The organism is Streptococcus sp. NSSLK0004, assembly GCF_059039125.1.
The window spans coordinates 772310-788132 of the sequence record NZ_CM180142.1 but is presented as its reverse complement, the minus strand read 5'-3'; the positions used below and the strand labels follow the sequence as shown (position 1 = coordinate 788132).

Sequence of the window (15823 nt, the reverse complement as noted above, 5' to 3'; positions counted from 1 at the left end):
GAAAGGACTACTATGTTAAGAAATACCCTAGGAATTGTAAATATTGACGGCAATAATGTTCATTTTGGTGATGTTATGGGGCACCGTGGCGTGCAAGCTTTTGGTTTCCTCGGCCGTTATCGCTTGATTGACTTCCCATTATCCAATATGTCCAACTCAGGCATTACAGAGTTTCAAGTCTATATGCCCGTAAAAATGCGTTCAACGATTCAGCACGTCGGAACTGGGAAACATTATAATATCAATAGTAAACGTGGTTCACTTCGTTTGCTGAACAGTACGAGTGACCCAAATTCTGTTTACCAGCACGATATCAACGCTTTTTCCGATAATATTCACTATATCGAAAACTCAGATAAAGAATATGTCTTAATTGCACCATCTTACTTCATCTATGGTCAAGATTTCACAAAAGTCATGGATGAGCATTTAAAAACGGGTGCAGATATAACTGTTCTATATAAAAATGTAACAAATGCTAAAGAAAACTTCATTGGTTGCCAAACACTTAAATTTGGTGATGACAGACGAGTTGTAGCTTTTGAAGAAAATCATGGTAAATACAAAAATCGTCCAGTTTCCTTAGAAGCCTATATCATGAAACGCGAAACCTTTATTGATTTGATTAAACGTGCCAACAAAGTATCTTCGCTTTATTGGCTCAAAGATATTCTTCGTGATACCGTGGACCAATATAAAATCATGGGTTATGCTCATCGTGACTTTGTAGCTTGTATCAATACTGTTTCCGCCTACTTCAATACTCAGATTGAACTGATTGATCAAGATACTCGTAAACTCCTCTTCAAGCATGACTGGCCTATTCATACACAAACTAGTGACAGTTCACCAAGCCTATACGGTCCTCTGGCAGAGGTCAAACGTAGCTTGATTTCAAATGGTGCTAACATTAATGGTCAAGTCGAAAACTCTGTTATTGACCGCGATGTCATTATTGAAGATGGTGTAACGATCAAAAACTCTATCATATTGAATGGTGTTACAATTAAAAGTGGTGCAAATATCGAGAATGCTATCATTGACAAATCTACCAAGATTATTCATCCAACTGATATTAAGGGAAGTCAAGAATCCCCAGCCTATATAAAGGCTCACCAAATTATATAATTAAGGAGATTCTATGAGTAAAAAATCTGTTCTCTTTGTAGCATCTGAAGGACTTCCATTCATCAAGACTGGTGGTTTGGCCGATGTTATCGGTTCCTTGCCTAAAGAATTGGTAAAACAGGGGTTGGATGTCCGAGTAGTTCTACCACTTTATAAAAAAATTGCAATTAATAATCATTCAGATTTTGATTACGTATCTAGCTACGATGTACGTGCAGGTGATATTCAATCTATGGCTAATGTTTATAGTCAAGTCATTGAAGGAGTAACCTTCTACTTCATCGAACATCGTGATTTCTTCGAACGCGAGGAGCTTTATGGTTATGACGATGATGCTATGCGGTTTGGTTTCTTCCAGCATGCTACGTGTCGTTTATTAGAAGCCTTGAACTTCTTCCCAGATGTCATACATACTCACGACTGGCACACTGCTGCTCTTCCTTTCCTTTGTCGTACTTTTTATAGCTATCGTGAAGAATTTCGGAACATCAAACATGTATTCACCATTCACAACCTAGCTTTTCAAGGCATTTTCCACAAACAAGCCCTTTGGTCAGCTCTAGGAATGGACTACAGCTATTATTTAGACGGTATTGCTCGTTTCCATGATGAATGCATCAGTTTCATGAAATTAGGAATTCTCTATGCTGATAAAGTGACGACCGTTTCTGAAACATATGCTCATGAAATTTTGATTGAAGAATTCGGTGAAAACATGCAACATGTGTTAGAACTTCGCAAACATGACTTAGTCGGCATTGTCAACGGTATTGATTACGATAGTTGGGACAGTAGCACAGACAACTATTTAGTAGCCAATTACAGCTTAACAAACTTAGCTGATAAGAAAAAAAATAAACTGGCTCTTCAAGCACAGTTTGGTCTGCCTCAAGACGAAAATGTTATTTTGGTGGGGATTGTTTCTCGTTTGACTTGGCAAAAAGGATTTTATCTATTGACTGAGGTTTTGGGACATTTACTCCAGGCACATGTTCAATTTGTAATCCTTGGTAATGGTGAAACAGACATAGAAAATGCATTTAATCACTTTAAACATGCTTACCCTGATAAATTCGCCTTTTATCGTGGGTACAATGAACCGTTAGCCCATCAAATCTACGCAGCAAGTGATTTATTCCTCATGCCATCCATGTTTGAACCTTGTGGTATCAGCCAGCTGATTTCCATGCACTACGGAACTCTACCACTAGTACGTGAAACTGGTGGACTAGTAGACACTGTCCAGCCTTATCATATGGAAACAAAAGAAGGAACTGGATTCACGTTCGGTGGCAAGGATGCCTATAATATGAAGCAAGTTTATGACTTAGCCCTTCAGACCTACTACGATCGACCAGAAGATTGGTTGAAAATGGTTGAACAAGCTATGAATCGTGATTTTAGCTGGACTGCATCAGCAGAAAAATATATCTGGCTCTATCGCGAAATCAGCGGATAAATTTATAAAAATGAAAACTGAACTGGAGTGCGACTGCCGTCCACTCCTTTTCAGTAATGGAGATTGCTATGACAGAATTTACTGATTTAGACCTATATTATATGAATTCCGGTGAGCACACGACTCTTTATGAAAAGATGGGAGCTCATATTATTAAAGAACGGAATAAAATTCTAGGTACCCAATTCCGTGTCTACGCCCCAAATGCTACCCAAGTTTTTCTGATTGGTGACTTTAATGCTTGGCAACGAACACATCCTATGGAACATGAACACGATGGTATTTTTTCGCTATACGTCGCTGATCTCAAGTCTTTTAACAATTATAAATATCTAATTATTACTCAACAAGGCTGGGAACTCTATAAAGCAGATCCTTACGCACAGTTTAGCCAACTACGACCAAACACTGCTTCGACGACCTATAATAGCCGCTACAAATTTAAAGATGACATATGGATGTATAACCGGGTAAACTATGATTTCAAACAATCCCCTGTTTCTATCTACGAAGTCCATTTAGGCTCTTGGAAACAGCGCTTTGCTAATAAAAATGAGAGTGGAGCTCCTGCGGATGCTTTCTATTCCTACAAGGAAATCGCTCCTCTCTTGATTGATTATGTTAAAGAGAACAATTACACTCACATTGAGCTCTTGCCAATTACAGAACATCCACTCGATGCTTCTTGGGGATACCAGGTGACAGGTTACTATAGTCCTACCAGCCGTTACGGTAAGCCTGATGAACTGAAATATCTCATAGACCAGTGCCACCAAGCTGGAATCGGAGTTATTCTAGATTGGGTTCCCCTACATTTCTGTAAGGATGCTCATGGTCTCTATCAATTTGATGGTAGTTGGTTATATGAATATCCAGAAGAGCATGACCGCGAGAATCGCCAGTGGGGAACAGCAAATTTTGATTTAGGAAAAGGTTTAACACGATCATTCCTTCTTTCCAATATCAAATATTGGCTCAAAGAATTTCATTTTGACGGAATTCGTGTAGATGCTCTCTCCTACTTACTTTATTGGCGTGGAGAAACCGAAGAAGATAAACTAAATCATGCAGCTATAGACTTTATCAAACGAGTCAATGCCTTGGTACACCAAGAATTCAAGGGTGTTCTCATGATTGCAGAAGATTCTTCCAGCTATCCTAAGGTCACACACTCGCTAGACCAAGGTGGCCTCGGATTTGATATGAAATGGGACCTCGGATGGATGAACGATACCCTAAAATTCATGGAGCGTCCATCTATCTACCGGAAATACCATTCTAACGAATTAACATTCGGTATGTACTATAACCAAACCGAACAATTCCTCCTACCTTTGTCACATGACGAGGTGGTACATGGAAAACTATCCATCATAGATAAGATGAACGGTAACTATGAAGATAAGTTCCACTTAGCTCGTGCTTATTACAGTTACTATTTTGCCCACCCTGGAAAGAAACTGCTCTTCATGGGAAATGAATGGGGACATATCCGTGAGTGGCACGAATATACAGAAATGGATTGGGGGCTTCTACTCTATCCAGTTCACCAATCTTTTGCCCAAATGATGAAAGAACTTTCTACTTTTTATAAGGAGCATGACTCTTTCTGGAAATATGACTACCAAGCATATGAAAAAGGATTTGATTGGGTAAAAATTGATCCAGAGGCTAATCTATATGCATTTAAACGGACTAGCGATGAGGAAGAAATTTTAATTGTTAACAATTTCAACGATAATGAACTCTTTGATGTTCATTTGGACTTACCAGCAGACAGCCATTATCGTCTGGTATTTTCTTCTAACTTCATTCCAACCGAACCTTTCGAGCTCCTTCCCGATGAGAATGGTGCTAAATTGACGATTCCACGTTTGACAACCTATTACTTAGAACGCTTGAAGTAACACAAAATAGTGTTTCATAAAGAATTACTTTAAAACATAAAAATCGGTCATTGTATTTGACTTAGCTCGTTACAATGACTGATTTTTTATATTCTTTTCAAGAGTAAAGTAGACAACAAGTAGTAAACTGATAGATTTGCACGAGAACCTGTATTGGGTAGGATATTTTTACCTTTATTTTTTTTATGGGCTACCTGACAATCATTTTTACTAGCAGTAATTAAGTCTGATTTTTCTACAACCGCTACAATACAATTGATTACCTGTAAGCAATTCAGCTTACTACACAGACTAGGAAAAGGAATTAAACAGGCTATAGATTAAATCGCTTTTCACAACAGTTGCATAAACACTCCTACAGAAGGTAGCGACTCTGTTTAAGAATAACTGTTTATGAATTAGATGAAATACATGCTAATGGCAGGTTTACACTTGCTATTTCTCCAGCTCCTAATTTTCCTGAAAAGGATACTGCTAATATCCGATCAAGTAACATTTTCTCTCTTGTAAGTGCATGTTACAACAAAGTTGTACTGTATATTCCAGTTACAGGATTCCCTGTTAATCTAGTTTCATCAACTTTGACAATTCATTTATATGCACTATTTTCCACTAAACTATATATATCATAAACACTGCTTGTATCCCAGTTCTTTGAAGAGTATTCTATGCTACCGGTACTATTATTGGTTGCAGAAAGGCGGGCATAGTACTCTAATCCATTATCTGTAGTAGAGCTATCTGGATTTAGCTTCAATGAATTATAAAAGAAACTATACACCATAAATGCACTGCCAAGAGTATTTTGGATAGACGGCATCACCATCATAAGCAAGGGAACAGATACCAAAACTGTAATCACAACATTCTTGATACCCTTTTCTTTATTGTGTATAATAAAATTATAAAAATGGTAACCTTCTCATTCAATTTTTACAAGATTGGTCCTTTCTAGCCACTACATTTGAGGAGAAAATTATGAAACTCAATTACAAACGCACCATTTATATTGGTATGGCATTCTTGGGAATTTCTGCTTTCTGGCAATTGTACGATGTCATTATCCCTTTGATTTTAGAAAATCAGTTTGAGCTAGATAAGACTTGGACAGGTTTTGTGATGTCCTTGGACAATATTCTATCCTTATTTCTGCTACCATTTTTTGGTGCGATTTCCGATCGAATAAATTGTAAACATGGACGTCGGGTTCCTTTTGTCTTTGTAGGAACAGTCCTATCTATTCTAGGACTGCTGCTTCTTCCCTATGCGACCAATCATGACTCCTTCTGGCTCTTCAATTTGGGTTTGGGGATTGCCCTTCTTGCCATGTCCATCTCTCGTGCTCCTGCTGTGGCTCTGATGCCAGACTTAACGCCAAAAGAATTGCGGAGTAAGGCAAATGCTGTGATTAATCTAATGGGAGCGGTTGGAGCAATCTTTGCTTTACTGGCCATTCGTTTGCTGGTCGGAAAGTCTGACAAACCAGACTATACTGCTGCTTTTCTAGCTGTCGCGCTTATCTTGTTGGTCAGCTTTGCTATTTTACGTTGGAAAATTAATGAGAACAAGATGAGGGTAGAGGAGGTTGCGGAGGAAATGGCAGAGCAGATCAGTCAGGACTTGCCTCGGGAAGTCAAAGGCTCCCTCTTCTTCTTGCTGGGGTCTATCTTCCTCTGGTTCATGGCGTATAACGGTATTACCACAGCCTTTTCACGTTACGCTATTGCTGTTTGGAATATGTCTGCTGGAGAGGTTGCTACGGCACTTATGGTGGCAACTATTGTAGCAATTGTCAGCTATATGCCGTCAGGTTTTGTAGGGACAGTTTTGGGACGAAAGAAAGCCATTCTAATTGGGATTTGTCTGGTTTCCACGACCTATGGACTAGGTAGTATCTTTACTAGTTTTTCTCCATTAGTCTATCTCTCGTTTGCGATTATGGGAATAGGCTGGGCTTTTATCAATGTCAATTCGCTTCCTATGATGGTAGAGATGAGTCAGACTTCGGATGTCGGTAAATTTACTGGGATGTATTATACTGCTTCTATGGCTGCTCAGATTGTGACACCGATTTTGTCCGGTTTTCTCATGCAGTCGCTTGGCTTTGGCATATTATTCCCCTATGCTCTTGTTTTTTCTCTTCTGTCCTTTGTGACCATGAGTCTGGTGCGACATGGTGACAGTCTATTTGATAAAGAAAGGTGATAAAGGCTTCATGTTCTACTGGTTATTGTGCTTCTTTCTAGCTCTTGTTCTGCTCATTTTTTATCTGCTAGCTCCTCGTCGGAAGGTGGTCGATTTTCAGCCTTTTCTGAACTGGGATTATGCCCACCGTGGCCTTCATGACAATGCCGGTCCTGCTCCTGAAAACAGCTTATTCGCTATTCAGTTGGCTGTTGAGAAGGGATACGGGATTGAGTTTGATATTCGCTTGTCAAAAGACGGTCAACTGGTCGTCTTTCATGATGCCAATCTTAAGCGAACCTCTGGTATTTCCAAAAACATCGAGGACCTGACCTATGAGGAGCTGCTCGGCTATCGGTTGTTTGCTAGTCAAGAGGGAGTGCCTCTGCTATCGCAGGTCCTGTCAGAAGTGGCTGGGCGTGTTCCATTAATTGTGGAGCTTAAATCTGAGGCTATGGAAGTGGCTGACCTGTGTCAGAGGACTATAGCAGAGCTGGATGCTTATGAGGGGCTGTTTATGGTGGAGTCCTTTAATCCCTTGGTAGTAGCTTATTTCAGAAAGCACCGCCCCAACTATATCCGTGGACAGTTATCGGGAAATTTAGGTGGTAAGCGAGGGATTTACTACTCTGCTGTTCGGCATTTGCTGTCCAATGTGCTAGCCAGACCAGACTTTGTCGCCTATGACCACCGCTACCAAGGCAATCTCAGCTTAAGACTGATGAAATCGGTCTTTGGTATTCCCTTGGTTTGCTATACGGTCAAAACGCCTGAGGAATACGAGAAAAATAAGGACTTGTTTGATCTGCAAATATTTGAAGGGTTTGAAATCGAGTAAAAAGGTGTGAAATGACTTCACACCTTTTTCGTTCATTCTCAATGACTATTCAAATACATACCAGTTCCCATCTTTAAAGGTATAAATATCATCTGATAAGCTAATATCCTCTATATTTGGAATATCTTTTTTCTTTTCAATATAAAATTCAACCGAAAATTCTGTCTCGCTTAAATGATTAATTGTACCAGTTAAAATGATATACCAGCCTGCTCCTTGAGGTGTCCCATTACCAATTTGTTCCCATTGAGTTTCCTCCCAGTCAATCTGCACCGACTCAATCTTGGGATTTTGTGATTTAACAAAGTCAACAATTTCCTGTTCGTGTTCTTTTAAGTAGGCGATTTGTTTCCCTTGTGATGTTACGATTGGTTGATTCAAAAAATCTCTTACTCCAAATAAATTCGTCCTTATCGCTATCCCTCCTATTACTATAGATAAAACTAGTATCAGAATTTTTGCTGATTTTTTCATAGAAATCTCCTTTGAGAAAACGGTTACTTAAATTGTACCACATTCTATATCAAAGGAAAACGTGTGAACTCATGTTCACACGTTTTCTGTTCTTATGGTTGGCTATACCAAGCGATTCCTTCGTAGATCCAACCGCGTGTTTTGAGAATGTCACGCTCATTGGTATCGCGAGTATAGAGATGTTTTTTGAGTCCTGTGTGGTAGAGACGGTAGATTGGTACTGGTCCGTAAGAACGGTAGGCAATTCCTTCCTGTTTCCATCCCCGTTGGGCAAGGACTGTGTATTCATTTTTATCACGTGTATAAAGATGAACTTTTATGGTTGGGTGATAAAGACGATAGACAGGGTCTCCTTTGCTCGTTTCAGTTTTCCAAGAAATCCCCTCATAACGCCAGTCACCTCGTTGTTTCAAAACGGTCAATTCATTGGTGTCTGTTGTATAGAGGTGGACTTTCAAGCCAGAATGGTAAAGACGATAAACAGGTTTCAAAGAATTAGGAAGTGGATTAATAACTTGCGGCTTAGCAGTGAAAGTCCATTGTCCAACGAAGCTGATATCTTCTTCTCCAACGATTTGTTTATCCGCTAGATAGCCAGAGAAGGTCCATGTGCCAGCTGAAACTGTTATGCTGGTTAAGGCAGGTTGTTGTGCTGTCACTGGCTCTGCCTTGGCATATAATTTGGAATCTGCGGGCAACTGCTCCATGACCTCAAGAGGCAGAATATGCCCAGCATCTTGACTGACAAACTGATAGGTCACGCGGTATTTAGCAATCGGCTTAATCCCTTGATAAACAATAGTTTTGGTCATTGGTGTAATGGTTTCTTCTCTTACACTTATCTGTCCTTGTGGCTGTCCCTTATAGGTAGGCTGAGTAGTAATAACTCGCTTACTACCAAGCTTTCCTTCGACTGTTCGTGTTTTTCCTTCATCAAGTGTAGGATCTGCTCGGTATTCTGTTTCAATCGGTATTGGAACGACCGTGCTTATTACGATTTGACCGTTTACTGGCTTGGTCCCACGATAGACAATGGTGGGACGCATCGGTGTCAACTCTGTTTCTGTAATCGTTGGTTGACCAATGACCACTCCATCCTGTGTTTGCCATGTTTTGATGATTTTTTTACTTCCTTCTTGTCCAAGAACTTCTTGAGTTTCTCCCTCCCAGAGATCATCTTTTGTTTGCTCTACTCGCTGGATAGGAATTGGGACAATACTTTCTTCTGTTTGTGTTCCCATAATTGGCTCATAGATAGATTCTGTAAAGTCATTTGTTAACTTCAGATAGCCTTGGTAGACACGGAGTTTTAGATTTTCAACAGCGGTTACCCCTTCTAGTTGAGGACGTCTTGTTTCCTTATTCTGCTTCATCTGCGCTAAGTCTTTATCCACTGCTGTTTGCATCAAGGTTTGTAATTCTTGGAAGGAGTTGATGCCATCGACAGCTTTCAAATGCTCTGTCTTATCAATCCGCCGTTGGAACATGGCTTTCTTAAACTCAACCATTTGTCCTTGGTATTGGTTGCCAAAAATAGCAGTCAAGGCAGCTTGGTCACTTCCTCCGTTCTGATTGGAAATATAAGCAACCATACCATTCTGATAACCATATTCTGCTAATAATTCATAAGCATTTCGCTTAAAGCTCAGCTCTCCAACAGATCCTAAATCGTTTTGCATGGCAGCGTAAATAGGGTTGAACAACTGAATAACATAGTAACTATTTGGCTCGACTGTACCTGTCCCAGTTGTGCCTTGGAAGGTAAAGCGACTGGATACCATTCCATTTTCAATTAACTGATTCAAGCTTGTCAATTGATCTGCCTGTGTACTGCTAATCGGTTGAATATTATCCTTAACTTGATTTTCCCCACGTTTAGTAACATTTGTATCAGGTACTAAGGTCAATTGGTGATAAAGTAAAGCTTTTTCTTCTGCAGTTTTTCCTAGACTTGCTTGTGCTTCCGCATAATCCAAGGTATAGAGAACATCCATCACACCTTGCATATAGGTTTGCAGGTCGGCAGCAGTCTGGAAGCGTGTTGAAGAAGCATTCTGTGTTCGCTGTTCACCCAGTTCATAAGACATATTTAAGTTGAAAACCGGTTTATAAGAGCTGACTCCGATACTATTATCAATACTTTCAAACAAGCCACGGGCATAGACTTCTGCTAGCTGCCCAGTTCGTCTGTCCTGACCATTAAAATAAATGCTCTTATCAATGATGTGTGTCACTTCATGGGTAAAGGTTTCTTGACCACTCTGAGTCAAACTTTTTACCATAAAATTGGTAAAAGAGCGACTGGTTGGTGCAGCTTCTGCTCCTACTTGTTGATAGGTGCGATAGAGACTGAGCGGAGTAAAGAACTCCTTAACGCCAATGTTTGCTGTTGGTCCAGTTGCAGCTGACCATAGGTCGCGAGCGCTCTGGTATTGATTGCCATAATGACGCAAGCTATCCACCACTAAGATATTAGCAGTAGCTAATTCTTGCGTTTTTCCTGTAATACGAGCCCAAGTAGCAAAGAAGTCTTCTTGTTGTTGGGCGATAGTTTTTAGCAGTTCTTTGAATGGCGTAATCCCATTAGAGTCTCCTGGCGAAACATAGGTTTGAACCAAGCCATAATTGACAGAAGACATAGTACTAATGGCAAAAATAGTGTCAGGACTAACATTCAAGAGAGCAATGAGATGCTTGCGCAGGCGCTCATCTGTCCGCATTTTCTCGTAGATTCGGGTTTCTGCGTGGTAACTATCCGTTTCAACAATATAAGCCTGACTGGTCAAACTAAACCAGCGTGCAGCATCATAGTAAGGAACAAACCTTGCAACTGTACTATCAATCCATCCCTGCAAACTCCGATTTTGACTGTAACCTGACAAGATTTTATCAAATGTTTTTTCAGCATTGAGAAGTTCTAAATCCGCATAGTTTACCTGCCCGATAGCAATAATTCTATCAAGAGGATTCGTACGTACCGGAGTGCCAAATACTTCTGGATAGAATAATAGCAAGCGTTTGGCACTAATCTCTTCGAATTCAAATGAATACTGGCGTTCTAAGTAGGTCAGACCAAGGAGAATTCGTTTCTTCTGGGCTAAAACCTGCGTAGTATCCACCGTCGCAGTCCGTTCCAGAATCCCTGTCAACAGCCAAGGTAATTGCAATTTGACTTCTTCGAATGCGCTCCGAAGATCTAGGCGATCGACGTAGTAAGTCCGCACAGCTGTATCAACTTCTGCTGTTGTCGGTGTTCGTCCCAAGGTCTTTTGCAATTCCGTCTGGATTCGCAATCGTTCAATCGAGCTCTGATAGGCAGGAACAAGGTATTCATATAAATCTTCAAATGTGACTGCTTCAAACTCTGACTGAATTTTCTCATATTGTTGCTGGGCATTGGTATTTAAGGGTTGATAAGTGTATTCAGCTGTTGCAGCAACCTTGCTGACACTTCCATCTTTACCAATGAGAGCAACTTGATTGTAGCCTTGGTGATAACTTGACCGCAAAATATCACCATCAGCATCCAAAGGAAGAATAGTAAGTAGGTGGCTCGGCAAATTCTGTGTACTTTCTGTTTCACCTTGACTCAAGCTCGGTACAGTATCTTCCTCTACCTCCACTTGCTCCTCTGAAGTGGAGGAACTTTCCTCTGTTGAACTAGCTTCAGTTGTCGACGTCTCTCCTCCCGTTTCTGTTGTTTCTTGTGGGGAAGTTACAGTAGTTGAAGAAGAATCGTTCATCTCTGCCCATACTACGTTCCCATTAGCAAGTACAATCTGCCCCAAAAACAAGAATAAAACCAAAACGACATGGAATCGATTTTTTCTCCTTTTCATAAAGATACCTTCTTTTATAATATTAGTATATCCATTTTATCATACTTAATAAATATTTACGAATAGGACAAATAAGATTTTTTCAAAGTCAACAACTTTCTCTAATGGTTAAACATCTTTACAATACATAATTAAAAAAGCTATGACCCCATTGCGATAAACTCGATAGAAACTTCTATCCTTTCCGATTAGAGCAACTTGATTGTAGCCTTGCTGATAACTTGACCGCAAAATATCACCATCAGCATCCAAAGGAAGAATGGCAAGTAGCTCGGCAGGTTAGAAGTTGTTTCTTTTACTCCTTCTTGACTTAGACCTGTCAGCGTTTCAGCCTCAGTAGCTGGTTCTGTGGAAGAGGTAGAACTTTCTTCAACCGGTAGAGGCTCTGTGTTGCTCGCTTCTGAATCAGAATTGGTTAAAACTGGTTCTCTTGTTTCCACTGACGAGGAGGACCCTACTCCTTCTGCCCATACTGTCAGACTAGCTGTTAACACGTTCTGCCCAATCATAACCGACAAAACTAAGAAGGCTACAAGCCTGTCAATTCTCACTTTCGTATAAACTCCTTGTAGTAAATAATCGTAAATTTAGTATATAATCCTATAAATGAATTTGCGACTAGAAAGAACTCAAATTTTTGACAAAACGAACAAAAATTGCACTCCTCCCCTAGCTAGTTTAGAATGTAATTTCTCTCATCAAAAAACTGGATCCCTCATCAAAGGGCATCCAGTGAAACTTATAAGTTATTTCCCCTACGGAGCATAAACCAATGTACCGTCAGTCGATACAATCACACCATTTCGGTAGATATAGTAGAGATAAGGGAAGTTATCGCTACCTTGTACCAGACTATAAGGCACTCCTTCTGTACGGTTGTAATTATCTTCTATAATAGACCAGCCTTGGTCTGACAAGAAGGTATTCGCATAGTCAATCGTAGATTGACCATTTTCAAGAGCAATGCCTGTATCTGCAGCCTTCCACTCTTCTACACTGGCAATGTCTGACAGCTTATACATAGGGTCAAAGCTAGCAACGGTAGAGATGTTCTGTGCCCCATATATCCGATCCCGACTAGTATCTGACGGGTCGCTCCCATCATAGAAATAAGCATTTGGAATTGTAACTCCTGCTGGAACCATGACCAAAGCATAACCAGGACCTGCCACCGAATAAACACCTGTCTGGTACATGCCATCTTTAATCTCTGCATAATCACCAAAATTCGCCGCCTCACTCACAAGACCTGTTTCATCAAACATCATGGTATGACCAGCCTTGTTGCGCCACGTTCCCTTGATACTAGAGTAATCGCCTGCAAGAATCGCCTGAATGTCCATACCAGTTTGACTAACAGGTGTTGAGGTAGTAGAACTTGTCGTCGTATCACTTGCGCTAGCCTGACTGGAAGTTGAGCTACTGGTCGCACTTGAAGAAGTTGTCGATGATTTCTGACTACTGGTAGAAGAGCTGGTTTGGGTGGCTGTTTTTTTACTTGAACAAGCTCCAAGCGCCACTATGCTCATCACTAAAGCTGACATTGTCAATAATTTATTCTTTTTCATATCTATTCCTCCCTTTTAATTTTCCCGATGAATCATAAATCCTGTCGCCTGCTTAGTCGCCATAATCGTCATATCCGAAATCTGTACATGATCTGGTTGGTTAGCAACAAAGAAAGCACAGGCTGCAATATCTTCTGCTTGCAAGGCCTCAATTCCTTGATAAACCTGCTTAGCTCGTTGGTTATCCCCATGAAAGCGTATCTGACTAAAGTCTGTTTCCACGATGCCCGGCTGTAAGGTCGTAACCTTAATATTGGTATCAATAGTGTCAATCCGAATCCCATCACTCAGAAATTTGACCGCTGATTTGGTTGCAGCATAGACCGCAGCCCCCGCATAAGCATAAATCCCCGCTGTCGAACCGATCATGATGATATGCCCTCGATTATTTTTCACCATTTGGGGCAAAATCTGGCGTGTTACAGCTAGTAAGCCTGTGATATTGGTATCAATCATGGTCATCATATCTGCCATATCATAGTCCTGAAATTTATCCAATCCCAAAGCTAGACCGGCATTGTTGACCAGAATATCCACCTGTCCCAGATCTGCTATGATGTCCTGACAAACCGCTTCTACTGCAGTAACATCTGTCACATCTAAGGCATAGGTCAAGACCTGTCCACCAAATCGAGCCTGCAAATCCTGTTTCACTTCTTCTAACAGGCCCGTCCGTCGCCCTGTTAGTATGACCGTATCACCCGCCTCCGCAAAGGCATAGGCGATACTCTTTCCAATGCCACTGGTCGCTCCAGTAATCAATACAGTTCTTACCATAGCTCCCTCCTTTTATTAATATTATACCACTTTTTGAATACAAATAAAAAACAACCAAGAAAATCTTAGTTGTCAAAATATATTCATCAACCGCATCAGGTACATATTAAACCGTACCTGACGGGAATAATAGATATTACCACCATTGACATAAAGTTTACCTCCATGAAGAAGGGCTATAGGGTGATAATAGGTGTAGGATTCGCCACTCGAGTTGCCCAAACTTGGAGCAACTACCGTCTTAGAATAATAATCGGCCAGCTCTAACGTATTCTCACCACCATTTTCTGCGACATAGGCAATATAAGCAGGTCCGAAGTTATAGGCCTGTACAGCTGTCCAGACATCTACACCTGCTTCCTCTGCCAAGGATAAGTTTTGACTCAGGTATTCCACCCCAGTCCGTATACTTTCTTTGCTATCTGTGATGGTATTAATATAACCTGTTGCAGACTCACTAGACTGCATAACATCAGCTTCCTGCCCTTTTGTCTCCGTGTAAATCATCGCCAGTATCAATTCCTCATTAGCTGGAGTATCATTCTCCGCAAGGACTTCCTGCACCATAGTCTGATAAGTCATAACCTGCTTGACCTGACCATGTATCTTATAGATTTGATAGGCTAGAAAAACAAGGACGACAAGGGCAATCGTTCTTGTTAGTTTTTTCATCTTATTTACTCTTTATATCTTCTATATTCTTGATAAGAATAGAGTAGGTTCCATTCTCATTTTGGATAAATTCAACCGATTCAGCATCTTCGTAAATGTTATTGGGTACAATCAGCTCAATACCGTTGGACAGAGAAAGTTTCTGGTTTTCAAACTTCTTGAGCTGACGACTAGCATCAATCTCATCAAAGGAAATCTTGTCCGGTACCACTTCTTTCAGCTGATCTACAAAGTTGAGGCGGGCTGTCAGGTTGTTGTCAAATAGCTGGTCAGCCAGTTTTTCAGGTGACAGTTCATTGTCCTCTTCCAAGTGGTTAAAAATAGCCGACTTGACCTTGGACTGAAACTGGAAATCTCCCTGGTTGAAATTGTCCGCAATCTTCTGAGCCGTCTGTTCAACAGCTTTTATGGATTTCTTTGCAGAAATAGCTGGCGTAACTTGTAAGAGATTGTCTGAAAAATAATTGAGAAAGGCACCGTTGTACTTGATTCGTTTTTCAATCAAGTGGTACTTGTAGGTTTGCAGGTTGACAATCAAGGCCTCGTCCGGTGCAGAGCCCGCACTAGGCAGGTTGTTCTGCGTCAGCGTAAGAGGACTCTCGCTATCTGCTCCGCTATGGACCAAACTCTCCCGCAGGGAAATCCTTAAGAAAGCAAAATGCTCCACACCATTCTTCTCAAAGGCCACAAAAATCAAGTCATTGGTCTTGAGGTTTTCTGAAATGGAAAATTCTTCTTTCCAGAGCTGAGCAATGCGGATAGATTTTTCCAGCAAATCGCCAGATAGTTGCTCAAGGAAAGGATTTTCCGGTGAAAACTGACCTGTCTTGGCTTCATCAGAATAGACCCGCTCAATTTTTTTACGGAGGTATTCTTCAATCTTAGGGGTTACAGTCAAAAGCTGGTCAGCAAGGACCAGCTCTGTATCATCAGGACTGAATTGGTGAATAAGGGCTTGTTTAATGTAAATATCCATA

General features: G+C 40.7%; 13 protein-coding genes. 5 read left to right on the top strand and 8 right to left on the bottom strand.

Annotated features, from left to right (window positions below):
• Positions 1-12 precede the first annotated feature (12 nt).
• The 3 genes from glgD to glgB all read left to right on the top strand — a co-directional run bounded on the left by glgD (position 13) and on the right by glgB (position 4494).
• Positions 13-1128 carry a glucose-1-phosphate adenylyltransferase subunit GlgD gene (gene glgD, locus AC4CS8_RS04120; RefSeq protein WP_493893674.1) on the top strand — a complete coding sequence of 372 codons (1116 nt, stop codon included), beginning with the start codon at positions 13-15 and terminating at the stop codon, positions 1126-1128.
• A 13-nt stretch (positions 1129-1141) separates the two neighbouring features.
• Positions 1142-2587, top strand: coding sequence for a glycogen synthase GlgA (glgA, locus tag AC4CS8_RS04115; RefSeq protein ID WP_493893673.1), 1446 nt, complete (start codon positions 1142-1144; stop codon positions 2585-2587).
• A gap of 68 nt (positions 2588-2655) precedes the next feature.
• On the top strand, positions 2656-4494 hold the full coding sequence (gene glgB, locus AC4CS8_RS04110; RefSeq protein WP_493893672.1) for a 1,4-alpha-glucan branching protein GlgB: 1839 nt from the start codon (positions 2656-2658) through the stop codon (positions 4492-4494).
• Positions 4495-5083: 589 nt separating this feature from the next.
• On the opposite strand, the gene AC4CS8_RS04105 is transcribed toward glgB, so the two are convergent.
• Positions 5084-5314 (bottom strand): hypothetical protein, encoded by a 231-nt coding sequence (locus AC4CS8_RS04105; RefSeq protein WP_493893671.1) that lies wholly within the window; start codon positions 5312-5314, stop codon positions 5084-5086.
• Positions 5315-5472: 158 nt separating this feature from the next.
• Here AC4CS8_RS04105 and AC4CS8_RS04100 point away from each other — a divergent pair, with 158 nt between their 5' ends.
• Both AC4CS8_RS04100 and AC4CS8_RS04095 read left to right on the top strand, forming a co-directional pair.
• The gene (locus AC4CS8_RS04100; protein ID WP_493893670.1) at positions 5473-6699 is read left to right on the top strand and encodes an MFS transporter; all 1227 of its coding nucleotides are present in this window, start codon (positions 5473-5475) and stop codon (positions 6697-6699) included.
• Between the two features lie 10 nt (positions 6700-6709).
• Complete coding sequence (locus tag AC4CS8_RS04095; protein ID WP_493893669.1) at positions 6710-7516, top strand: glycerophosphodiester phosphodiesterase family protein; 807 nt, start codon at positions 6710-6712, stop codon at positions 7514-7516.
• A gap of 45 nt (positions 7517-7561) precedes the next feature.
• Here the strand turns inward: AC4CS8_RS04095 and AC4CS8_RS04090 are convergent, their stop codons facing one another.
• The 7 genes from AC4CS8_RS04090 to AC4CS8_RS04060 form a co-directional block, all read right to left on the bottom strand.
• Positions 7562-7990, bottom strand: a complete 429-nt coding sequence (locus tag AC4CS8_RS04090) for a hypothetical protein (RefSeq protein WP_493893668.1) — start codon at positions 7988-7990, stop codon at positions 7562-7564.
• 92 nt (positions 7991-8082) lie between these two features.
• Entirely contained in the window at positions 8083-11829 is a 3747-nt protein-coding gene (locus AC4CS8_RS04085) for a ZmpA/ZmpB/ZmpC family metallo-endopeptidase (RefSeq protein ID WP_493893667.1), read from the bottom strand.
• 188 nt (positions 11830-12017) lie between these two features.
• Positions 12018-12380: a hypothetical protein gene (locus tag AC4CS8_RS04080; protein WP_493893666.1), complete on the bottom strand. Its 363-nt coding sequence runs from the start codon at positions 12378-12380 to the stop codon at positions 12018-12020.
• A gap of 204 nt (positions 12381-12584) precedes the next feature.
• Positions 12585-13397 (bottom strand): DUF6287 domain-containing protein, encoded by an 813-nt coding sequence (locus AC4CS8_RS04075; RefSeq protein ID WP_493893665.1) that lies wholly within the window; start codon positions 13395-13397, stop codon positions 12585-12587.
• A 15-nt stretch (positions 13398-13412) separates the two neighbouring features.
• Complete coding sequence (locus AC4CS8_RS04070; RefSeq protein ID WP_493893664.1) at positions 13413-14174, bottom strand: SDR family NAD(P)-dependent oxidoreductase; 762 nt, start codon at positions 14172-14174, stop codon at positions 13413-13415.
• A gap of 72 nt (positions 14175-14246) precedes the next feature.
• Positions 14247-14846 (bottom strand): lysozyme family protein, encoded by a 600-nt coding sequence (locus tag AC4CS8_RS04065; protein WP_493893663.1) that lies wholly within the window; start codon positions 14844-14846, stop codon positions 14247-14249.
• Between the two features lies 1 nt (position 14847).
• Positions 14848-15822 carry a nucleoid-associated protein gene (locus tag AC4CS8_RS04060; RefSeq protein ID WP_493893662.1) on the bottom strand — a complete coding sequence of 325 codons (975 nt, stop codon included), beginning with the start codon at positions 15820-15822 and terminating at the stop codon, positions 14848-14850.
• Position 15823 lies beyond the last annotated feature (1 nt).